This is a genomic window from Bacillus cereus group sp. N21 (assembly GCF_016483395.1).
Lineage (GTDB): Bacteria > Bacillota > Bacilli > Bacillales > Bacillaceae_G > Bacillus_A > Bacillus_A pseudomycoides.
The window spans coordinates 42,485-63,112 of sequence record NZ_JAEHBX010000025.1 but is presented as its reverse complement, the minus strand read 5'-3'; the positions used below and the strand labels follow the sequence as shown (position 1 = coordinate 63,112).

Here is a 20,628-nt window from a genome sequence, read left to right as displayed (position 1 = left end):
ACGCACCTTTTACTTTGTAGATTCTCGTTCGATTAATATAAACTCTTGCTTCACTTCCTCAAGTTTCACTTGTTCCTTTTTCATTTTCCCTACCAATCTTTGTACAGCTAATACTCCTTGCTTTTCAAAACAACTTCCAATTGTTGTCAAAGATGGCGTAACCCATTCACCTTGTAAACTTCCCTTAAAACCAATGACTTGCAAATGATTCGGTATATGGAGATCAAGAGCATTCGCCGCGCGAATTGTAGCAATTGCAATCGCATCGCTAGCAGCTACTATACCATCTATATAAGGATGCTTCCGTAATAATTCAGCAATTTGACTTTCCTCATCTTGTCCCTTTATTTTTTCTTCTCGATAAGCAATTCCTTCATCCCAAACAGCATCTAAAAAACCAGCAGTGTGCTCTTCCATTGCTTCGTCTTCTATCTTATCCCCAATATAAGCAAGAAAATGACAACCTTTTTCTTTCAATACAGTAACGGCCTTTCTACCACTTTCATAATATGTAGAAATAGATGCTGCCTCTGTTCCGCCCTCAAGTACAACAAATGGAAGGGAAAGTTGCTTCACATGCTCAAATACATCTTTCGTCATAATAACGCCAGCAATATTATTTTGCATTAATATATCTATATATCCTGTTTTATTTTCTGTATTACAAATAACAATTTGATATCCTTCTTTATATGCAGCCTCTTCTACTGAACGAAGTAATGTTATATAGGATGGATCTTCTAAATTTGATACTAATATAGCAATCATTGTCGAAGATTTTTTAAATAACGCCTTCGCTACAGCATTTGGTTTATACTGTAGTTCTTCAATTGCTTGTTTTACTTGTTTTACTGTATCCTCATGAACATACCCTTTTTCATTAATGACTCGTGAAACGGTTGCGACTGAAACACCGGCCAATTTTGCAACATCACGTATGGTTGCCACATCGTCACCCCTTAATATGGTAATAGCTTACAATTTAAACCTAAAACAAAGTAGGGTATTCGTCAAGGTTATTATTTTATATTTCTGAAAATTGTTACATAAAATACTTCTTACATTTTCCATCTTCAACATATATAAAGATGGATTTTATAAATTCATTTTTTCTAGTTGAATTTCATGTGAAATCGCGATGTTATCATAGCCAATAAGCGGAATTTCTCGCTTTATCTTCCTTGCTTCCTTGACCGCATCAATATATAAATTCGTCATCATAAAACCACGTTTCTGATAAAAACGAAGTGCGTTTGTATTATCGTTTGTTGTAATAAGCCACACCTTTTTACAACATTGTTTTTTTGCAATATCAATTACGTACTCTACAAGCTTAGTTCCAATTCCCTTGTTCTCCTTAAAGCTATCTAAAGAAACAATCTCACAATCATTTTCTTTTATTTCATATGTAATAATTCCTATTATTCTGTTATCTTCAGTTGCAATAAAACCAGGCAATTGATCTAACTGATGTGCTCTTTCACGTGAAACCATCAACGTGCTCCCCCAATTTTCATGCATAAAAAGTTCAATTGTTTCTCTCATTTCCACTGTGATTTTTTGTATTCGAATCATGTCCCACTCTCTCCCCCTTTTACATCATTATGATACAATATAAGTGTATCATATGCAGAGATATTTGGAGGATGAGGGAAGATATGAAACGTTTTTTTACAGCATTGCTAACCATAATAGGAGCATTAATTGGTATCGGTATTTTCTTTACCAATAAAGTAATGTATTTAAAGAAAAAAACAGAGGAAGAAATTTTAGAACGTGAAACAAAAAAACACTTTCGCTTAGAGGATTTTAACGCCATTCCAAAAGAAGAGGTTCGTATCCCATCTCAATTTAAATACGACCTTCACGGCTACTACATTTCTGCAGGAAATTCTAATAAATTTATGATTTTTTGCCACGGTGTAACCGTAAATAAAATAAACTCTGTCAAATATGCAAATTTATTTTTAAACAGAGGCTACAATGTATTTATTTATGATCATCGTCGCCATGGTAAAACAGGTGGTAAAACGACAAGTTATGGCTATTACGAAAAATATGATTTAAAGACGGTAGTTGACTGGCTCAAAGACCGTTTTGGTACAAATATTATACTTGGTGTTCATGGAGAATCAATGGGAGCAGCGACATTGCTACAATACGCAGGTATGGTGGAAGACGGTGCTGATTTTTACATTGCAGATTGTCCATTTTCTGACTTCTACGAACAATTACACCATCGCTTAAAAGTCGAGTTTCATTTACCAAAATGGCCACTACTACCATTGGCAAATGCCGTTTTAAAAGTACGAGACGGTTATACAATACGTGAAGTTTCTCCTATCGATTGTGTAAAAAACATAAATAATCCAGTCCTTTTTATTCATAGTAAAGACGATGACTATATTTTATGTGATATGACAAAAGCCCTTTATGAAGCAAAAGAAAATAATAAACAGCTCTTTATTGCAGAACACGGTGCACACGCTTGCTCTTATAACGAAAATAAACAAGAGTATGAGGATGCCGTTGATCGATTCTTAGAAACATATGTAAAAGAAACAAAAAACAGGCTTGCATAAGCCTGTTTTTTCATATTACTGCGCTAAAACATCTGTAACTTGTTCCATATTTTCAGAAATCCATTTTACCGCTTCATCAAGCGTTTGAAATTCTGTCGTTTGAAATGTTACCTCATCTTGCAAAAGCCACACATCTTTTGCTTCTTGTCCCACACCTGCAATCGACCAATGAAGTAAGCTATATGGATGATTATCATTTAAAAACGATGCCCAAGTGCGCTCATTTGCAATATTTTGTAATGTACGTAATTGTTTATTCATGTTTCGTCACCTTACTGTATTTCAGTTATAAACGTTATTATAACATTCTCTGCCCCTACACACAAAGAACTGTTTTCTTATTGTCAAGTGCTTCCTACAATTATATGATGAACATAAGCGTTTGAGAGGAGGGGAATAACGTTGGCAAAAGTTCAAATTAAAGTAAATGATAATGGTTCATTTCGCATTACAGGGGATGTGGAATTAATCGACTCACAAGGGAATGCTTTCCCGGCAAAACCTGCATTTTCTTTATGTCGCTGTGGCTTATCAAAAAATATGCCTTATTGCGACGCTTCGCATAAAGGCATATTTGAATCTGTCGTTCGAGCACCAAAGGGAGAATAATGATATAAGAAGCACGCGCAATGACTTGCGCGCGCTTCTTATATATGCCCTATATAAAAACCTAAAAATGCTGAAAAAATGCCTAGCATATAACTCATTATTAAATACAATACAGCCTTTTGTCCTTCTCGCTTATGTATCAATTGAACAATTTCAAGCTTAAATGTTGAAAAAGTAGTAAATGCTCCCATAAATCCTGTTCCGCATAATAATAGCCATGTACTACTCACCTCAGCTCCATACAATAGACCTAGTAAAAATGAGCCTAATATATTTACAAATAGTGTTCCATATGGAAACAAGCTTCCGTACTTTTCTTTCATTGCATTACTAATAGAAAATCTAGCAATTGCTCCAAAAAAACCACCGATTCCTACAAGCAATATATTCATAGTGCTCCTTCTTTCTTCATGCTTTTTTCATATAATGCATTTCCAAGATAAAATCCAAATAAAGAAAAGAGCAATCCTCCAACTACACTTGTACTCACATAATAAAATGCCATAAGAAACGCTTCATGCTGCATGAATTTCAACGTCTCTACGTTAAATGTTGAAAAAGTGGTAAAAGAACCAATCATTCCTGTTCCAATGCTACTCATTATCACTTGTGAAACATGTTTCATACGAAACAAATACATCGTTAAAAATGCCAATAAAAAACTACCAATCATATTCGCTGACCATGTTGCCAGCGGAAAAGAATCGACTGAATGAATACCAGCCCATTGTCCTAATTCGTATCGTGCTAAAGCTCCAACAATACCACCGATTCCTACTGCAATATATTTCATATTTCCACCTCGTTTACATATACTGAAATCTTTCCCATACTATATATACATTTTGATTCTCCAACATTTAAGTCGCGGCTATGAAAACAAAAGCAGACCTCCATTTATTTTCTCCTTTTGTTTAACATGGCATGGGGTGAACCGCCTCGGACTCTCTCTCCTCCCCTAAAAAGAAAAGGTTTTCTATCAAGTTTTCAATTTGTATTTATATAGTATAACAAAATTAATTTCCCCCTTCATTTTCATACAATTCTTCACATTCGAATATTTTTTACTATCCCTTTTTCTTTTTTGTGCTATAATGTGAGCAAACAGCATCCTTCGGGGTCGGGTGAAATTCCCAACCGGCGGTGATGAAGTGCACACTTCTAAGTCCGTGACCCGTTTCCAACTCGGAAACGGTGGATCTAGTGAAATTCTAGGGCCGACAGTATAGTCTGGATGGGAGAAGGATATGTTTTCTAGTGCTTATATAGCGAATACACTTTTATTTTGGCGTACACATTTTTACTGATTCGTTTTGAATCACTGTATATGTTTTATTTCATATACCTATTTTTCTATGCTGAAATAAAAAGATACGACTAGCGTATAAAAAATTGATAGTTTGCTAGGCTTTTTTCTCGTGCAAAAATATCAATTATCGTTAGGCTTCTTTCCTATACTCTCGTATTCGAACTATATTACTAGAAATCACGTCTCCCAAACCCCAAGGATACTATTATCCTTGGGGTTTTTTGATTTTTCTTAGGAGAGGTGAAAAGAATGACAGACCAAGAATATATGAGGATTGCCTTGCAATTAGCACAAAGTACTGCAGGTCAAACAAGTCCAAATCCAATGGTCGGTGCTGTTGTTGTAAAAGATGGAAACATCGTTGGAATGGGAGCGCATCTGCGTGCAGGCGAAGAACACGCTGAAGTTCACGCTCTTCGCATGGCCGGTGATAAAGCAAACGGCTCCACTGTATATGTAACGTTAGAGCCGTGTAGTCACTTTGGAAAAACTCCACCGTGCTGCGATCTACTTATTGAAAAAAAGGTGAAACGTGTTGTAATTGCCACACTTGATTGCAATCCGCTCGTTTCAGGTAGCGGTGCAAAACGTTTGCAAAAAGCTGGTATTAGCGTAACTACTGGTGTTCTCGAAGAAGAGGCCACCGCATTAAACCGGTACTTTTTCCACTATATGAAAACGAAACTGCCGTTTGTAACAATAAAAACAGCGATGAGTTTAGATGGAAAAATAGCAACTACTACCGGGGAAAGCAAATGGATTACAGGTGAAGTTGCTCGTACAGATGTCCATCAATATCGTCATACGCACGATGCCATCCTTATCGGAGTGAATACTGTCATAGCTGATAATCCATCTTTAACAACACGCCTTCCAAACGGCGGCAAGCATCCGATTCGTATTATTTTAGATACACATTTACGAACTCCGCTATCCTCTCATGTCATTACAGACGAGATGGCACCAACATGGATTATTGTTGGAAAAGATGTAAATAAAGAAAAAATAGCGGGCTACGAATCTCAGGCGGTATCTGTACTTCAAATGAAGACGAACCAAATTGAAATACGCGACCTTCTCCTCCTTCTCGGTGAGAAACAAATCCTTTCACTCTTTGTTGAAGGTGGACAATCGGTACTCGCGAGCTTTTTAGAAACAAAGTGTTTCAATGAAATAGTGACCTATATAAGTCCAAAATTAATCGGCGGAAAAGATGCTCCAACTATGTTTGGTGGCACCGGCTTTATAAAACTGCAAGATGCAATTTCCTTGCAAATTCAAGAGATGAAACAAATTGGTGATGATATAAAAATCGTTGCTAGTGTGCGAAATGAGGTGCCTGCATGTTTACAGGAATTGTAGAAGAACTTGGAACTGTTTCGAATATCAGGCAAAGCGGAGAAGCGATGAAGCTAACAATTACAGCAAACACAATCTTGTCAGACGTAAAACTAGGAGACAGTATTGCTGTAAATGGGATCTGTTTAACCGTCACTTCTTTTACAGCGTCTTCTTTTACTGTTGATGCGATGCCTGAAACGGTGCGAGCGACATCATTACGTATGCTCGGCACCAGTTCTAAAGTAAATTTAGAACGAGCAATGGCTGCAAACGGACGCTTTGGTGGACATTTCGTCACAGGGCATATCGATGGAATTGGAACCATTTTAAATAAAAAACAGCACTACAATGCTATATATTACAAAATTGGAATTCCAGATGATTTACTCCGTTATTGTTTACAAAAAGGGTCCATTGCTGTTGATGGCACAAGTTTAACAATATTTGATATAGATGAATCTTCCATTACAATCTCGCTCATTCCACATACCGTAAGCGAATCTATCATTGGTAAAAAAGCGGCGGGAGATATTGTGAATATTGAATGTGACATGATTGGAAAATATATCGAACGTTTTATTTCAAAGCCAACAAAGCGAAGCACTTCAGTTACAGAAAGCTTTTTACAAGAAAACGGATTTCTATAAGGAGGAAGCACAATGTTTCATCGTATTGAAGAAGCACTAGAAGATTTAAAACAAGGAAAAGTCGTCATCGTATGTGATGATGAAAGCCGTGAAAACGAAGGAGATTTCATCGCTTTAGCAGAGAACATTACACCAGAAACAATTAATTTTATGATTACACATGGCCGTGGCCTTGTCTGTGTACCGATTACAGAACAATATGCGGAACGCTTACAGTTAGAGCCTATGGTTTCTCATAATACAGATTCTCATCATACTGCGTTTACAGTAAGCGTTGACCATATTTCTACAACAACAGGTATTAGTGCTTACGAACGTGCAACGACTGTGCGCGAATTATTAAATCCGGATTCAAAAGGAACAGATTTTAATCGCCCGGGTCATATCTTTCCTTTAATCGCCAAAGAAGGTGGAGTCCTGCGCCGCACTGGGCATACAGAGGCAGCTGTTGATTTAGCAAAATTATGTGGCGCAGAACCAGCCGGAGTTATTTGTGAAATTATAAATGAAGACGGCACGATGGCACGTGTTCCTGATTTAGTACAAGTTGCAAAACAATTTAATATAAAAATGATTACGATTGAAGATTTAATCGCCTATCGCCGCCATCATGAAACGCTCGTAACAAGGGAGATTGAAATTACATTACCGACAGATTTCGGTACATTTCATGCAATCGGTTATTCCAACTCATTGGATCAGAAAGAACATATCGCTCTCGTAAAAGGAGACATTTCTACTGGTGAACCTGTTCTCGTTCGTGTGCATTCTGAATGTTTAACTGGCGATGTTTTCGGTTCATGCCGCTGTGACTGTGGTCCACAGCTTCATGCTGCTCTTTCTCACATTGAACGAGAAGAAAAAGGTGTTCTTCTTTATATGCGCCAAGAAGGCCGCGGGATTGGCTTGCTGAATAAGCTCCGTGCATACAAATTACAAGAAGAAGGATTAGATACTGTTGAGGCAAATGAAAAACTAGGATTTCCTGCCGATCTTCGCGATTACGGCATTGGTGCCCAAATCTTAAAAGATCTAGGGTTACAGCAATTGCGTTTATTAACGAATAATCCAAGAAAAATCGCAGGTTTGCAAGGTTATGATTTAGAAGTTGTCGAACGCGTACCATTGCAAATGCCAACAAAAGAAGAAAACAAAACATATTTACAAACAAAGGTAGAAAAATTAGGTCACCTATTAAACTTATAATCTATTAATTATAATTAAAGGAGAGATATATTATGGTATTCGAAGGTCATTTAGTTGGTACAGGATTAAAAGTAGGGATTGTTGTTGGACGTTTCAATGAATTTATTACGAGCAAACTACTAGGCGGTGCACTAGACGGTTTAAAACGACATGGTGTAGAAGAAAATGATATTGATGTTGCATGGGTTCCAGGCGCATTTGAAATCCCATTAATCGCAAAGAAAATGGCAAACAGCGGCAAATACGATGCTGTCATTACACTAGGTACAGTCATTCGCGGTGCTACAACTCATTATGATTATGTTTGTAATGAAGTTGCAAAAGGTGTTGCCTCTTTATCATTACAAACAGACACCCCAGTTATTTTCGGCGTATTAACGACTGAAACAATTGAACAAGCAATTGAACGTGCTGGTACAAAGGCTGGCAACAAAGGATATGAATCTGCAGTTGCTGCGATTGAAATGGCTCATTTATCAAAACAATGGGCATAAAAAAAGAGGCTTTCGCCTCTTTTTTCTTCTATTTATTTTCCCACTTTTTTCCGCACATCTTTTATCAATTCAGCCATCGTTTTTCCTTCTGTCTTAATACGAAGATTTTGAGCTGTTTTCCAGACATTTTCTCGCTTCTTTTCTTCCTCTACAATATGTAGCTCTTTTCTTACTTCTTTTAGATCCTTCCCTTCAGTTTCAATACCAAAATGCTCAGCTTTTGTTCGAAAATGCTGTTCGATTCTTTGCTGCATTTCTTTCTGTTCCGGATTTTCAGCTGCCTTAACAGGGTCAGTACTTATTGCCTTTAATAAAATAAGAAAAGTCATAATAGCTAATATATATTTGTGCATGTGAAATCCTCCAACCCGAGATAAATTACACCTTTACTATGTACAATTACAGGATGGAAAATTCGTCCACGCAATTAATTTTTTCACGAAAATCCGCTTATCCGAAGACTTGAAGGTACTTTATTACATTTTATTTACAATAAATTTTCACGAAAGACTACATTCATAAAGCTACAATCAATTTTTATTCATCGCTTAATTAAGTAACATCGTTCAAAACTTGAACGATGTTGAAATAAGATAAATTTCTAAGAAATCTAATGTTAATATTTCACAATTATTACTTAATTAAGACGAAGTAATAGAAAACGTTCACAAGAAAAAACGACTTTTGGCAAAGCGAACAAGGCCAAGTTTAGGTAATTTCATTTTGTTGCCTACAATTGCAATATTGCCGTTCGTTTGCTTGGTTGTGTATGACTGAACTTTATTCTTTTTAGACTTGAATCGTGGAATATCATTCTGTTTCTTGAAAAAACGTGAAAAAGCATCTGCGAGGTTTTTTAATGTGGATTGAAGGGCAATACTATCGACTTCTTTTAACCAAATCGTATCCTGCTTATTTTTTAATTGAATGAGCTTGGCGGAGCAAGAAGGATAGGTTAATTCTTTTCCTGTTTCTTTGTAGGTATCATTCCAAAGAGCAAGAAAATGGTTAAATACAAAGCGACTGCACCCAATCGTTTTAGCAATTAATATTTCTTGTTTCTTATTTGGATAGATACGAAATTTATATGCCTTATTTACTAACACGGGTTGCACCTCACTTTTTGGTATGATACCTAAAGTATACTAAAAAACATAGGCTTGCGCCTACCGCCATTCATCTCCCACCTAAAATTGGTGTTTCACACCTTCGCATTTTTGAGGAAGGGGTCTTCTGTCGGAATATGATAAATCGCACTGCATTTAAAGCGATTATCTGTGCAGGCATAGAAGGATTACCATCTGGCAATCTAAGTTGCCGCCCAATTACTTGCTCTATTTTAGACAAAATATTAAATGAAAACTTATTATCAGTAGCTAAGGTAAGTGCATTCACCACAGAAGGATTACTTAATTGATTCGTCATATTTGTCCCTGCTTCAAGAACTAGCACGGAAGTACATTTATCATCTGTCAATTCTTTAGCGATTACCCCTCCTTCATTTTCCATATGTGTTATTTGTTAGTGGAAAAAGGTGTTTGTACACAAAAGAAAATATTTTCCTTTGTAATGGAAACCATAAAACAGCCATCCTTTCATAAATATTCCATGAAAAAATGGCTGTTTTGTATAAACTTTATTCGATTATTCTAATCTACAAAGGGGCTTTCCCCCTCATTTTTACAGCGCACATTCCTCAATCTCAAACCCTAAATCTTCAATCATATTCCAATCTGCTGTTGGCTCTTGCCCCTCTGTTGTTAAATAATCACCAACAAAGATTGAATTTGCTGCGAATAAGCCAAGCGGCTGCACAGAGCGCAAATTAATTTCGCGGCCACCGGAAATTCGAATTTCTTTTGATGGATTGACAAATCGCATCATCGCTAGTACTTTTAAACATTCTACTGGTGTTAATTCTTTCTGTCCTTCAAGCGGTGTTCCTTTTACAGCAACAAGGAAGTTACATGGAATAGAATCCGCATCTATACGGTGTAATTCAAGCGCAATTTCAACGCGCTGCTCTTTCGTTTCCCCCATTCCAAAAATCGCACCAGAACATGGGGAAATACCCGCTTGCTTTGCTTTTTCTACTGTATCTACACGATCATCATACGTATGTGTTGAGCAAATGCTATCATAATTGTTTGCATGTGTATTTAAGTTATGGTTATAACGGTGAACACCTGCTTCTGCTAAGCGTCCTGCTTGATCCTCATTTAAAAAACCTAAGCAGCAGCAAATTTTCAAATCCGTTGTTTCACGGATTTCTTTCACTGCACCGATAACATGATTTACTTCTTTATCAGTTGGACGACGACCAGATGCAACAATACAGTATGTACCCGCTTTACGGCGAATTGCTTCGTGTGCACCTTCAATAATTTTTTCCTGTGTTAACCATGCATACTTATCGATTGGTGCCTCTGAAACGATAGACTGTGAGCAATACCCACAATCTTCTGGGCATAATCCAGACTTCGTATTAATAATCATATTTAATTTTACTTTTTTACCAAAATGATGATGACGTATGATATAAGCTGCATTCATAATCTCTAATACTTCTGTATCATCTGCTTCTAAAATAGCTATCGCTTCTTCTTTCGTTATACTTCTGCCCTCTACTACTTCAGATGCAATTTGCTTCCAATCTACTTTTGTTTGTACTTGTTTCATTTCTTCTCTTCCCCTCTTTTTCAATATACGCAAATAAAGCATGGTACGTTGCTACAATTTGCCCTTCTTCCGTGAAATCTTTTTCGTATATGCGGAGCATAGTTCGAAAGATAGACGGGCTTTGACAGTAAGATTCTGCATTGCTATTCGTCGCGCCTACTTTCCGAATCGATTGCAGAAACTCACGAACTGTAGCAAACTTCTCTATGTAACATGTTTCAGAAACATGAACATCCCCTGTTACACTTTCACATACATCTTGCAGCTGTTCTCTCGTTAAAAAATGTTGTCCAACAGATGCATCATTTTGCATATTTCTTTCTTCTTTAGCACTTTGAAATGCCGTATGAAGTTCTTGAAATGTTTGCTCTCCAAATGTTGAAAATAACAACAAGCCATCCTCAAATAAATGATAATGATATAAACGTTTCACCGTTGTTTGCAAATCGTTTAGCCATTGAAATGTTGCACTTGAAATAATGACATCAAATGACTCACTTAATGTAAGATGTTCAATATCTTCACACCGAAATGTCACAGATTCCACGTGATTTCTCGTTTTCGCAACAGCAATCATACTTTCAGCAAAATCAATTGCAGTAATTGCTGCATTTGGAAAGGAAACAGCTAATTGCTCAGTCAAATAGCCTGTGCCACATCCGAGTTCTAAAATACGGATGGACGACATCTTGTGATAGTGTTTTTTCATTATAGAAATTAATTGTTGCGCCATCTTTTTTTGTACACTTGCATATTGATCATAGGATACAGCTGCCCCATTAAATCGTTTTTGTAATAACGTTTTGTTGATCATTTTGTATCCCCTCTACAAACTGGATGATTTCATTTGCGCAATATTCGGAATCAGTTACACAAAGTGCATGCCCAGCTCCATTTATTACTTTAAGCGCCCCATTCGTATTTTCTTGTATATAGCGAGCAGCAGATAGTGGACATATCGCATCCTGTTCTCCATGAAGAAGTAATACCGGCATCTTTACATGCTTTAACTGACTTCTCATATCCATCTCTATTAAATAATCAAGTCCCAGCTGTAAAGATTCAATGAAATCACCTTGAAAACGTTCTGCAATGTCTTCAAATTGTTCACTATCTTTTATCTCTTGTTTTGTAAACATACTTTTATAGAAACGCTCCAATGTGTGGTCCTTTCGCTTCACTAAACTTCTTTTCATCCGCTCTACAAAAGGAAGTTTCCATCCACTCTCGTAATTTTCATCCACTGTAAACTTTGCTGTACCACCTATTAAAATCATCCCTTTTACCCGCACTCTATCACATGCTTGAAGGGCAGCTAATGCACCAAGTGACCATCCAATCAAAATCACATCCTGCCCTCTTGCAGCTTCTGCTACTCGTTCTGCAAACTCACTAAGTTCTTTTACACCACGCCATTCAACATGCCAGACAGAATATTCCTGAAAATATGGAAGTAATGGATCCCATACTTGTTTTTCCATCCCCCATCCAGGAATGAAAATAAGCTCGGGCTGTTTCATCTCATTCCCCCTCTTCTTTACCAATTCGAATGATTTGCTCAATAGCCCATTGTAAGTCAGCTTTTGTATGTTCAGATGTAACTGCGAATCGGATTCGCGAACTATTATATGGAACAGTTGGTGGCCTGATAGCAATTGCAGCAATTCCTGCCTCCTGCAGTTTTTCACTAAAATGTAGCGTAGCTTCATTCGACGCCACAATAATTGGTACTATATGTGTTGAACTATCACCAATATTGAAACCAACTTCTTCTAAAGCATTGCGGAAATAAGCTCCATTTTCTAAGAGCCGCTGCCGTCTTCCCTCATCTTCCTTCACAATTTCAATTGCACGTTTCATTGCGCCAAGTGTCCCTGGCGGTAATGCTGTTGTGAAAATAAAGCTTCTCATCGTGTTTTTCATATAATCGATACAAATTGCATCACCTGCTAAATAAGCTCCATAACACCCTAGCGCTTTACTAAACGTTCCCATATGAATGTCGATTCCTTCAGAAATCCCCTGCTCTACATGCGCTAAACCAGCACCATGCTTTCCATATATTCCACCTGCATGCGCCTCATCAACCATCAATAATGCTCCATATTTTTCTTTCAGCATAATCAACTCTTTTAGATGCGCAACATCTCCATCCATGCTGAAAACCGTGTCTGTTACGATTAACTTTCGCTTTGCAACAGGTGCCATCCGCAACAATCTTTCCAAATATTCTAAATCATTATGTCGATATCTTTTATGTTCTGCACCGCTAAGCATAATCCCATCAACAATGCTGGCATGATTTAACTTATCGCTAAAAACAATGTCGTGACGCCCAACTAAAGAAGAGATTGCCCCGACATTTGCTGAATATCCACTGTTCACAATGATTGCTTTTTCAGTTTCTTTCCAATCACAAACACTCTGTTCGACCTCTTCATATAGTGCATAATTTCCTACAACAAGTCGTGATGCTGTCGCTCCTACTCCATATTCCTTTGTCGCTACAATAGACGCTTCTTTTAATCGTCTATCTCCCGCCAAGCCTAGATAGTTATTCGAAGCTAAATTTAACATACGTTTTCCATTCCTAATAAGCCATGGTTCTTCAGCTTGCTCAGTCATAACTACATGTCGATATTGTGATTTCTCTTTCAAACGATTTAAACTAGAGTGAAAGTGTAGATTCCACGTTTGATCCATGTTTGACGAACTCCTCTAAATTTGAAATCGTAATATTCTCTTCTGCTGCTCTCAATAGTTCTTCACGCGTAAACCCTTCTTGAAGCTCTGGTAGTAAACCCAAAACCGGAATACCACTTAACTCCTCAATCATTTCTTTATTCTCTTGCACACGTTCCTTCTCACATTCCTTACAGCCGGATAAAATAACACCCGCAACTGTTAAACCATGGGCTTTCGCATACGAAATCGTTAAAATGGTATGATTCACAGTACCTAACGCCGGACGCGCGACAATAATAAGTGGTAATTTCAATTCCTTTGCAAAATCAACCACTAAAGCATCTTCTGTATATGGAACTGCAAGACCACCTGCACCTTCTACAAACAAACTATCAAATTCTGTCATTAACTCATTATAATGAGCCGTAATTTGTGCTAGTGTCACAGTTCTTCCTGCTCGCCGCATTGCCAATCTTGGCGCGAGAGGTTCTTCAATAGAATAAGGACAAATGCGATCAGCCTCTGTCATTACTCCTGATGCCATTTTCAATCTAACTGCATCCCCTTCTGGATTCGAAGCGATGTGTCCGCTTTGCAATGGTTTATATATCCCTACGTTATACCCGCGATTTCTAAATACTCCTGCTAATGCACCTGTAACAACTGTTTTTCCCACTTCCGTATCCGTTGCCGTTATAAAAAAGCCACCCATTATTCTCCCTCCGTAATATCTGCAATTGCTTGATATAAAATGTGCAGCATTTCATCAATCTCATCTACTTGAGATGCTAACGGTGGCATAAATACAATGGTATTACCAAGCGGACGTAAAATCATTCCTAGTTCTCTTGATCGCTTACACACTTCCACGCCTACTCGCTCCGTCCACTCAAACGGCTCTTTCGTTTCTTTATTTTTCACAAGTTCAATTCCTACCATCAATCCACACTGACGAATATCTCCAACATGTTTGTATTCATAAAGTGCTTCCAATTGTTTCCCTACATATTCTGCTTTGTATGCAACATCTTTTACTAGATTTGTTTTTTCATAAAGTTCTAAATTAACAATTGCAACTGCGCAACCTAATGGATTGCCGGTATAACTATGACCATGGAAAAATGTTTTCTGCTCTTCATAGCTACCTAAAAAAGCATCATAAATTTCATCTGTTGTCACAGTAATAGCTACCGGTAAATACCCACCGGTTAAGCCTTTTCCAGCTGTTAAAATATCCGGTGTAACATTTTCATGTTCACAAGCAAACATTTTTCCAGTACGACCAAATCCCGTTGCCACCTCATCTGTAATAAATAAAACATTATATGTTGTACAAAGATCTCGAAGACCTTTTAAATATCCTTTCGGCATTGTAATCATACCGCCTGCACCTTGCATTAACGGCTCTACAATAATCGCTGCAATCTCATCATGTTTTTCTTTTAATAACTCTTCCATTTCTTCCAAATGTTTTTGAACAATTTGTTCTTTGTCATCCCCATAAGGAGAACGATATGTATATGGATATGGCATTTTTATTGCTTCAAATAAGAGCGAACTGTACACTTGGTGAAACAAGTCAATCGCTCCTACTGAAACAGCTCCAATTGTATCTCCATGATATGCTTCTTTTAATGTAATAAACTTTTGTTTTTTAGGTTTTCCTTTATGCTGCCAATATTGAAAAGCCATCTTAATTGCAATTTCAACAGCTGTAGAACCAGAATCTGAATAGAATACTTTTTTCAAACCTTCCGGAACAACTTCAATGATCTTTTCTGCAAGTAAAATCGATGGCACATTTGCAAGTCCTAGCATAGTCGAATGCGCGACTTTATTTAATTGTTCACGAATTGCATTATCTAATTCAGGAACATGATGTCCATGAACATTAAGCCAAATGGATGAAACGCCATCCCAATAACCATTCCCATTTACGTCATATAATTTACGGCCTTCTCCTCGCTCAATAATAACTGGATCTTCCGCTAAATAGTCCTTCATTTGCGTAAATGGATGCCATACGTATGCTTTATTTTTCTCAGCCAACTCTTCATATGTATAGGTTGTTTTTTTACTTGTATTGCTACTAACAGTCACAATTGCCACCCCTAATGTTAACTTTTATATAAATATAGTTAACATTAAAATTAAAATACTGTCAATTATTTTAAAAGGTAAATGTTCTTAAAAAAGAACGACTTATCATAAGATAAGTCGTTTTATTTTCCATGCTGAATCTTTCCGATTTCCAAAATAATCTCTTCGTCTTTTTTCCCTTCAGTATCAATTCCAAGTTGTTTTGCATGTTCTATAAGCAGCTCATGACGCTTTTCAAACCTTGCTGTATTTAACTCTTTTTGAATTTCTTTTTCTGTTTTCCCTTCAAGAGGAACACCTAATTTAGCAGCTGTTTTCTCTCTATTCTTTTCTTCTTTGACTTTCTCTAATTCCTTTGTTTCTACTTTTTGCTCAACCTTTAATTTCGGTTGATCTGGTGATGCCGCAAATACTGTATAAATTCCAGCACCTCCACCAAGAACAAGTAAGGTTGTCAAAAGAAATAATTTTTTCTTCATTCACTCCCCTCCTTTCTATTTTCATTATAACGCACAAATAAGAACTAAAAAAACATTCTCTCGTTATTTTCCTAAAAAAAATAATAAGTATATGTGTTGACATATGTGATAGATATGTGATAAAAATTTAACTAACATCATATGAATCGGCGATGATAGGATTTAGTAGTATTTCGTTTCCTGATTTCAGAGAGCTGGTGGTCGGTGCGAACCAGTACAGAGCGAATTATGAATTACCCCCTGGAGCTTCTTTTACGAAACGTTTGGAGTAGTGAAAGACGGTTATGGACCGTTATTTCTACAGAGTGGTGAAATGAAACTGTTTCACAATTTAGGGTGGTACCGCGATTTTTTTCGTCCCTGCATATACTGCAGGGGCGTTTTTTATTTTCTGTTGGTGCATATTATACGACCCTTTATTTTGTGCTACGTTCATTTCACAAGCTAGGGTGGTACCGCGATTCTTTTCGTCCCTGCATATTTATATGCAGGGACGTTTTTTTATGATGCTAAACAATTACCGGTAATTTGTCTCAAAATTCTAAATTTTAGAAGGAAATATACAATATTAGCGAATTTTATATAAAAAAGAACTATTTTAGATTATTAGGAGGGGCAAACAATGGTTTCAAAAATTGAATCTATTCTTTTAACATTTTTCATCTTTTTCTGTATTGGCTTTAGCGTTATTCAATTAGGAACATCACCACACATTCCAATTTTATTTGGCATTATTGTATTATTAGCATTTGGATTTATTAAAAAAATCCCTTGGTCTACTATGGAAAAAGGAATGATAAGTAGTATTTCAGCTGGTATTCCATCCATTTTCATCTTTTTACTTGTTGGTGTTCTAATTAGTGTTTGGATTGCCGCTGGAACAATTCCAACATTAATGGTATACGGCTTCGGGCTTGTATCTCCAAAGGTTTTCATTCCAACAGTCTTTGTTGTTTGTGCAATTGTTGGAACAAGTATTGGCAGCGCATTTACAACAGCAGCGACAGTAGGACTTGCTTTTATGGGAATGGGTACTGCTCTTGGATACGATCCAGCACTTATTGCTGGTGCAATTGTTTCTGGAGCTTTCTTCGGGGATAAGATGTCTCCTTTATCGGATACAACAAACTTAGCTCCTGCTGTAACAGGAGTGGATCTATTTGAACATATTCGTAACATGCTTTGGACAACAATTCCTGCTTTCATTATTGCCTTTATCGCTTTCTTCATTTTAGGAAGTGGTTCTTCAGGAAATGTTGATTTCTCTACTTTTACAAATGCGCTAGAAAAGAATACAATCATTTCAATTGTCACACTTATTCCGATTCTATTACTATTCGTATGCGCATTTAAAAAAGTACCGGCTGTTCCAACTTTACTTGCTGGCATTGTAGCTGGTATTATCATTCTCTTTATTTTCAAGCCGGGTACATCACTTGCTGATTTGATGAAAATTATGCAAGATGGCTATGTTGCTAAGACAGGCATAAAAGATATTGATAGTTTATTATCACGCGGTGGATTACAAAGTATGCTTATGTCAATTGCACTTATTTTCCTTGCTCTTTCTATGGGTGGGTTACTACAAGGAATTGGCATTATTACTCAGCTTATGAACATTATTTCTAATTTCGTTAAGACAAGCACTCGTTTAATTATTTCTACCGCTTCAACAGCAATTGGAGTTAACTTCTTGCTTGGTGAGCAATACTTATCTATCGTTTTAACAGGACAAGCATTTGCTAACAAATACGATGAAGTCGGTTTAGAACGCCGTAATTTATCACGCGTACTAGAAGATGCAGGCACAGTTGTTAATCCTCTTGTACCATGGGGCGTAAGCGGCGTCTTCTTAGCAAACGTACTAAGCGTTCCAACAATTGATTATGTTCCATACTCAATCTTCTGCTTAGCTTGCCCAATCGTTACAATTATCGTTGGATTCACAGGATTCGGGCTTTCATGGAAAAAAGAAAAAACTGTTTCAGTTTCTTAAATGAAATATAAGGAAAAAAGGGATTACCACTATCGGTAATCCCTTTTTTCCTTATTCCTCTATTTGCGAACGTTATTATCTATTTGCTTTTTTTCGTCTAAATAACATAAACACGCCTGCTCCAACAAACGCAAGTCCCGCTCCAATTGTAGAGAAGACACTCGCTCCCGTTTTTGGTAAATCACGCTCTACTTCGTTTGTTTCTTTATCTTCACTTACATTTGTATGTTCTTTCGTATCTTTATTTTCACCTTCAGTAGGTGATGTTGGTTTATCCCCACCGTTTCCTTCATCTGTCGTTGGCGGTGTTGTTGGCTTATCCCCATCATTTCCTTCACCTGGTGTTGGCGGTGTGGTTGGTTTATCTCCATCATTTCCTTCACCTGGTGTTGGCGGTGTGGTTGGTTTGTCTCCATCATTCCCTTCACCTGTCGTTGGTGGCGTTGTTGGTTTGTCTCCATCGTTCTTTTTCGTTAAATCAATTGCATATTTCGCAAACTCATTTTCAGATGGACCAACATAAGAGATTTTCCCATCCTTTGTAATGTACTTTTGCGCATTTGGTGAAGAGTCAAATGTAGTATTTAATTTTTCAGCAGCTATTGGTTTAAACGCCCAGTTTTGATCTGCCGCTGGATTAATAACAGGTGTTTCTTTCATATATTTCGTAATGATTTGACGCGTTTCATCTTGAGATTGATACACAACTTTACCTTTACTTACACCAGGGAATGTTTGACTGCTGCCACGATAGTTATTGGTAGCAACAATAAATTCTTGATCATCAGCGATTGGTTTCCCATCATATGATACGTTCACAATACGATTCGCATTTGGATTTACTACTTTTCCATCTTTATCATATTTTGCTGGTTGTGTCACATCAATTTCGTATTTTACGCCATCTAAAATATCAAAGTTATATGTAGGGTAGTTCACATTTACTAACGACTGTTCTTCTGCTTTAGCTGGATCAATTTGATTGAACTGACCTGCAGACATTTCAAGCCATTCTTTTACTTGTGCACCATTTACTTTTACAGCATACAGTGTATTTGGATATACATATAAATCAGCAACGTTTTTAATCGCTAAAGTTCCTGCTGGAATATCAGTATAATAAGTTGCACCATTTCGGCCGCCTGCTTTAAAAGGTGCACCTGCTGATAAAACTGGGATTCCTTTATATTTATCGTATTGTTCATTTTCTGCAAATAGCTTTTCTACATACCATTTTTGAGCATTCGTTACAAGCTGTACAGATGGATCATCTTGTACAAGTGAAAAATAACTGTTAATTGGTGCTGTTGTTTTACCGACAGGTGTATTTACATATTTAATCGTTGCTTCATGATCGTCTTTTATTTCATTAACTAAATTCTTATCAGATTCTACTAATGCATTTCCTTTACTATCAGAAATTGGACGAACGCTTGGAACCGATTTATCTTTTTGTACTTCCCACTTGCCATTTACTTTTTTCAGTTCCATATCAATGATACCTAGATTACTTCCGAAAACACCAGGCATTACAACTGGAACATCGTTAAACTTGTCCGTTACTACCGTATGGGAGTGTCCCATTAACACTGCATCAACACCAGGAACTTCTGTTGCTAAATAATAGGATGCATTCTCATTCTTCATACCAGGTTTATAATCACTTTTATCGACACCAGAGTGAGCTAATGCAACAATAATATCTGCACCTTTAGCTTGCATTTCTGGAACCAATTTCTCTGCCGTTTGTACAATGTCTTTCGCTTTTACTTTTCCTTCTAAATTCGCTTTATCCCAACCCATAATTTGTGGTGGTACAAAGCCCATTACACCGATTTTCACTGTTTGTGTTTTGCCAGCTTCATCTGTTACTACTTTGTCAAAAATATGATACTTTTCAAATGCATTTTTATCGTTCTCTTCATTATTATCATGATCATCTATAAAAACATTTGAGTTAATAACTGGGAACTGTGTTTTACTAATTGCCTTATGCAAGTAGTCCAAACCGTAGTTAAACTCATGGTTTCCAAGAGAAATGACGTCATACTTCATTAAATTCATTACACGATATAAAGGGTGAACATAGTTTCCATCCAAACCTTTTTGCGCCACATAATCCCCAAGCGGCGTCCCTTGTAGAGCATCCCCATCATCAAATAGTACAGAGTTTTTCGCTTTTGCACGTTCCTCATTTACAAGAGTTGCTGTCTGAACTAAACCAACTTTATTATCTGTTTTCGTTTGATAATAGTCGTAGTTCATTAAGTTAACATGAATATCAGAAGTTTCTAAGATTCGTAATTTAACTGTACTTTCTCCTGCTTGTTCCTCTGCATGAGCAATAGTTGGCATTACTTGAGGTGCGATAACACCTAATGCAAGCGTCGCTCCTGCTAGCGCTTTCTTTGATTTCTTCACAAAAAATCCCCCTTATTAAATTGTCCCTTTAAAAACAAATAAAATGAACTTTTCATCAAACTCTAATAAAGTATTCTCTA

At 37.0% G+C, this 20,628-nt stretch carries 22 protein-coding genes, 1 pseudogene, 1 riboswitch and 1 other annotated feature; of the genes and pseudogenes, 7 read left to right on the top strand and 16 right to left on the bottom strand.

Translation table 11 applies throughout. The annotated features are described in order from the left end of the window. Positions 1-9: 9 nt before the first annotated feature. Positions 10-948 (bottom strand): LacI family DNA-binding transcriptional regulator, encoded by a 939-nt coding sequence (locus tag JDS96_RS15610; RefSeq protein WP_199667310.1) that lies wholly within the window; start codon positions 946-948, stop codon positions 10-12. Between the two features lie 147 nt (positions 949-1,095). Further along, positions 1,096-1,575, bottom strand: coding sequence for a GNAT family N-acetyltransferase (locus JDS96_RS15605; protein WP_199667309.1), 480 nt, complete (start codon positions 1,573-1,575; stop codon positions 1,096-1,098). Positions 1,576-1,658: 83 nt separating this feature from the next. Between JDS96_RS15605 and JDS96_RS15600 the strand changes: the two genes are divergently transcribed. Beyond that, entirely contained in the window at positions 1,659-2,582 is a 924-nt protein-coding gene (locus JDS96_RS15600; protein WP_033796395.1) for an alpha/beta hydrolase, read from the top strand. A 15-nt stretch (positions 2,583-2,597) separates the two neighbouring features. Here JDS96_RS15600 and JDS96_RS15595 read toward each other — a convergent pair whose 3' ends face one another. Beyond that, positions 2,598-2,843, bottom strand: coding sequence for a DUF2552 family protein (locus tag JDS96_RS15595; protein WP_003200083.1), 246 nt, complete (start codon positions 2,841-2,843; stop codon positions 2,598-2,600). 141 nt (positions 2,844-2,984) lie between these two features. Here JDS96_RS15595 and JDS96_RS15590 point away from each other — a divergent pair, with 141 nt between their 5' ends. Continuing rightward, positions 2,985-3,191: a CDGSH iron-sulfur domain-containing protein gene (locus JDS96_RS15590; protein ID WP_003200081.1), complete on the top strand. Its 207-nt coding sequence runs from the start codon at positions 2,985-2,987 to the stop codon at positions 3,189-3,191. Between the two features lie 38 nt (positions 3,192-3,229). Here JDS96_RS15590 and crcB (JDS96_RS15585) read toward each other — a convergent pair whose 3' ends face one another. Both crcB (JDS96_RS15585) and crcB (JDS96_RS15580) read right to left on the bottom strand, forming a co-directional pair. Continuing rightward, positions 3,230-3,583, bottom strand: a complete 354-nt coding sequence (crcB, locus tag JDS96_RS15585; protein ID WP_016116195.1) for a fluoride efflux transporter CrcB — start codon at positions 3,581-3,583, stop codon at positions 3,230-3,232. Further along, complete coding sequence (crcB, locus tag JDS96_RS15580) at positions 3,580-3,984, bottom strand: fluoride efflux transporter CrcB (RefSeq protein WP_003208320.1); 405 nt, start codon at positions 3,982-3,984, stop codon at positions 3,580-3,582. Before crcB (JDS96_RS15580) ends, crcB (JDS96_RS15585) begins: the two co-directional genes overlap by 4 nt. A 313-nt stretch (positions 3,985-4,297) precedes the next feature. Continuing rightward, positions 4,298-4,441: riboswitch (FMN riboswitch) on the top strand. A 308-nt stretch (positions 4,442-4,749) separates the two neighbouring features. Between crcB (JDS96_RS15580) and ribD the strand changes: the two genes are divergently transcribed. The 4 genes from ribD to ribH are packed head-to-tail and all read left to right on the top strand — an operon-like array spanning position 4,750 to position 8,188. After that, positions 4,750-5,862 carry a bifunctional diaminohydroxyphosphoribosylaminopyrimidine deaminase/5-amino-6-(5-phosphoribosylamino)uracil reductase RibD gene (gene ribD, locus JDS96_RS15575; RefSeq protein WP_199667308.1) on the top strand — a complete coding sequence of 371 codons (1,113 nt, stop codon included), beginning with the start codon at positions 4,750-4,752 and terminating at the stop codon, positions 5,860-5,862. After that, positions 5,844-6,488: a riboflavin synthase gene (gene ribE / locus JDS96_RS15570; RefSeq protein ID WP_018766111.1), complete on the top strand. Its 645-nt coding sequence runs from the start codon at positions 5,844-5,846 to the stop codon at positions 6,486-6,488. Before ribD ends, ribE begins: the two co-directional genes overlap by 19 nt. 12 nt (positions 6,489-6,500) lie before the next feature. Further along, the gene (locus JDS96_RS15565; protein WP_199667307.1) at positions 6,501-7,694 is read left to right on the top strand and encodes a bifunctional 3,4-dihydroxy-2-butanone-4-phosphate synthase/GTP cyclohydrolase II; all 1,194 of its coding nucleotides are present in this window, start codon (positions 6,501-6,503) and stop codon (positions 7,692-7,694) included. Positions 7,695-7,726: 32 nt separating this feature from the next. Further along, entirely contained in the window at positions 7,727-8,188 is a 462-nt protein-coding gene (ribH, locus tag JDS96_RS15560) for a 6,7-dimethyl-8-ribityllumazine synthase (protein WP_003208313.1), read from the top strand. 32 nt (positions 8,189-8,220) lie between these two features. Here ribH and JDS96_RS15555 read toward each other — a convergent pair whose 3' ends face one another. The 10 genes and pseudogenes from JDS96_RS15555 to JDS96_RS15510 form a co-directional block, all read right to left on the bottom strand. Continuing rightward, positions 8,221-8,541: a hypothetical protein gene (locus tag JDS96_RS15555; protein ID WP_018766113.1), complete on the bottom strand. Its 321-nt coding sequence runs from the start codon at positions 8,539-8,541 to the stop codon at positions 8,221-8,223. 324 nt (positions 8,542-8,865) lie between these two features. Next, positions 8,866-9,294, bottom strand: a pseudogene (locus tag JDS96_RS15550) (RNA-guided endonuclease TnpB family protein); the annotation flags it as partial. Between the two features lie 70 nt (positions 9,295-9,364). Continuing rightward, positions 9,365-9,613, bottom strand: a complete 249-nt coding sequence (locus JDS96_RS15545) for a hypothetical protein (protein WP_242479911.1) — start codon at positions 9,611-9,613, stop codon at positions 9,365-9,367. Positions 9,614-9,868: 255 nt separating this feature from the next. After that, positions 9,869-10,867 (bottom strand): biotin synthase BioB, encoded by a 999-nt coding sequence (bioB, locus tag JDS96_RS15540; protein WP_097846866.1) that lies wholly within the window; start codon positions 10,865-10,867, stop codon positions 9,869-9,871. Beyond that, positions 10,821-11,681 carry a malonyl-ACP O-methyltransferase BioC gene (gene bioC / locus JDS96_RS15535; RefSeq protein ID WP_199667306.1) on the bottom strand — a complete coding sequence of 287 codons (861 nt, stop codon included), beginning with the start codon at positions 11,679-11,681 and terminating at the stop codon, positions 10,821-10,823. Before bioC ends, bioB begins: the two co-directional genes overlap by 47 nt. After that, positions 11,647-12,387 carry an alpha/beta fold hydrolase gene (locus JDS96_RS15530; protein ID WP_018780814.1) on the bottom strand — a complete coding sequence of 247 codons (741 nt, stop codon included), beginning with the start codon at positions 12,385-12,387 and terminating at the stop codon, positions 11,647-11,649. The genes bioC and JDS96_RS15530 overlap by 35 nt, the downstream gene beginning before the upstream one ends. Before the next feature lies 1 nt (position 12,388). Beyond that, positions 12,389-13,570 (bottom strand): 8-amino-7-oxononanoate synthase, encoded by a 1,182-nt coding sequence (bioF, locus tag JDS96_RS15525; RefSeq protein WP_033796406.1) that lies wholly within the window; start codon positions 13,568-13,570, stop codon positions 12,389-12,391. Further along, positions 13,536-14,264, bottom strand: coding sequence for a dethiobiotin synthase (gene bioD / locus JDS96_RS15520; RefSeq protein WP_199667305.1), 729 nt, complete (start codon positions 14,262-14,264; stop codon positions 13,536-13,538). The genes bioF and bioD overlap by 35 nt, the downstream gene beginning before the upstream one ends. After that, the gene (bioA, locus tag JDS96_RS15515; protein WP_199667304.1) at positions 14,264-15,652 is read right to left on the bottom strand and encodes an adenosylmethionine--8-amino-7-oxononanoate transaminase; all 1,389 of its coding nucleotides are present in this window, start codon (positions 15,650-15,652) and stop codon (positions 14,264-14,266) included. Before bioA ends, bioD begins: the two co-directional genes overlap by 1 nt. 122 nt (positions 15,653-15,774) lie before the next feature. Then, on the bottom strand, positions 15,775-16,131 hold the full coding sequence (locus JDS96_RS15510) for a hypothetical protein (RefSeq protein WP_003200096.1): 357 nt from the start codon (positions 16,129-16,131) through the stop codon (positions 15,775-15,777). Positions 16,132-16,274: 143 nt separating this feature from the next. Continuing rightward, positions 16,275-16,496 (top strand) — a binding site (T-box leader). Positions 16,497-16,753: 257 nt separating this feature from the next. Here JDS96_RS15510 and nhaC point away from each other — a divergent pair. Beyond that, the gene (nhaC, locus tag JDS96_RS15505) at positions 16,754-18,127 is read left to right on the top strand and encodes a Na+/H+ antiporter NhaC (RefSeq protein WP_097786607.1); all 1,374 of its coding nucleotides are present in this window, start codon (positions 16,754-16,756) and stop codon (positions 18,125-18,127) included. Between the two features lie 75 nt (positions 18,128-18,202). Here the strand turns inward: nhaC and cpdB are convergent, their stop codons facing one another. Beyond that, complete coding sequence (gene cpdB, locus JDS96_RS15500) at positions 18,203-20,548, bottom strand: bifunctional 2',3'-cyclic-nucleotide 2'-phosphodiesterase/3'-nucleotidase (RefSeq protein WP_098101234.1); 2,346 nt, start codon at positions 20,546-20,548, stop codon at positions 18,203-18,205. Between the last annotated feature and the right edge of the window lie 80 nt (positions 20,549-20,628).

Coding starts and splice junctions, on each gene's coding strand:
- JDS96_RS15605 (WP_199667309.1), bottom strand. CDS start 1,575: ATGATTCGAATACAAAAAATCACAGTGGAAATGAGAGAAACAATTGAA.
- JDS96_RS15600 (WP_033796395.1), top strand. CDS start 1,659: ATGAAACGTTTTTTTACAGCATTGCTAACCATAATAGGAGCATTAATT.
- JDS96_RS15595 (WP_003200083.1), bottom strand. CDS start 2,843: ATGAATAAACAATTACGTACATTACAAAATATTGCAAATGAGCGCACT.
- crcB (WP_016116195.1), bottom strand. CDS start 3,583: ATGAATATATTGCTTGTAGGAATCGGTGGTTTTTTTGGAGCAATTGCT.
- crcB (WP_003208320.1), bottom strand. CDS start 3,984: ATGAAATATATTGCAGTAGGAATCGGTGGTATTGTTGGAGCTTTAGCA.
- ribD (WP_199667308.1), top strand. CDS start 4,750: ATGACAGACCAAGAATATATGAGGATTGCCTTGCAATTAGCACAAAGT.
- ribE (WP_018766111.1), top strand. CDS start 5,844: ATGTTTACAGGAATTGTAGAAGAACTTGGAACTGTTTCGAATATCAGG.
- JDS96_RS15565 (WP_199667307.1), top strand. CDS start 6,501: ATGTTTCATCGTATTGAAGAAGCACTAGAAGATTTAAAACAAGGAAAA.
- ribH (WP_003208313.1), top strand. CDS start 7,727: ATGGTATTCGAAGGTCATTTAGTTGGTACAGGATTAAAAGTAGGGATT.
- JDS96_RS15555 (WP_018766113.1), bottom strand. CDS start 8,541: ATGCACAAATATATATTAGCTATTATGACTTTTCTTATTTTATTAAAG.
- JDS96_RS15545 (WP_242479911.1), bottom strand. CDS start 9,613: ATGACGAATCAATTAAGTAATCCTTCTGTGGTGAATGCACTTACCTTA.
- bioB (WP_097846866.1), bottom strand. CDS start 10,867: ATGAAACAAGTACAAACAAAAGTAGATTGGAAGCAAATTGCATCTGAA.
- bioC (WP_199667306.1), bottom strand. CDS start 11,681: ATGATCAACAAAACGTTATTACAAAAACGATTTAATGGGGCAGCTGTA.
- JDS96_RS15530 (WP_018780814.1), bottom strand. CDS start 12,387: ATGAAACAGCCCGAGCTTATTTTCATTCCTGGATGGGGGATGGAAAAA.
- bioF (WP_033796406.1), bottom strand. CDS start 13,570: ATGGATCAAACGTGGAATCTACACTTTCACTCTAGTTTAAATCGTTTG.
- bioD (WP_199667305.1), bottom strand. CDS start 14,264: ATGGGTGGCTTTTTTATAACGGCAACGGATACGGAAGTGGGAAAAACA.
- JDS96_RS15510 (WP_003200096.1), bottom strand. CDS start 16,131: ATGAAGAAAAAATTATTTCTTTTGACAACCTTACTTGTTCTTGGTGGA.
- nhaC (WP_097786607.1), top strand. CDS start 16,754: ATGGTTTCAAAAATTGAATCTATTCTTTTAACATTTTTCATCTTTTTC.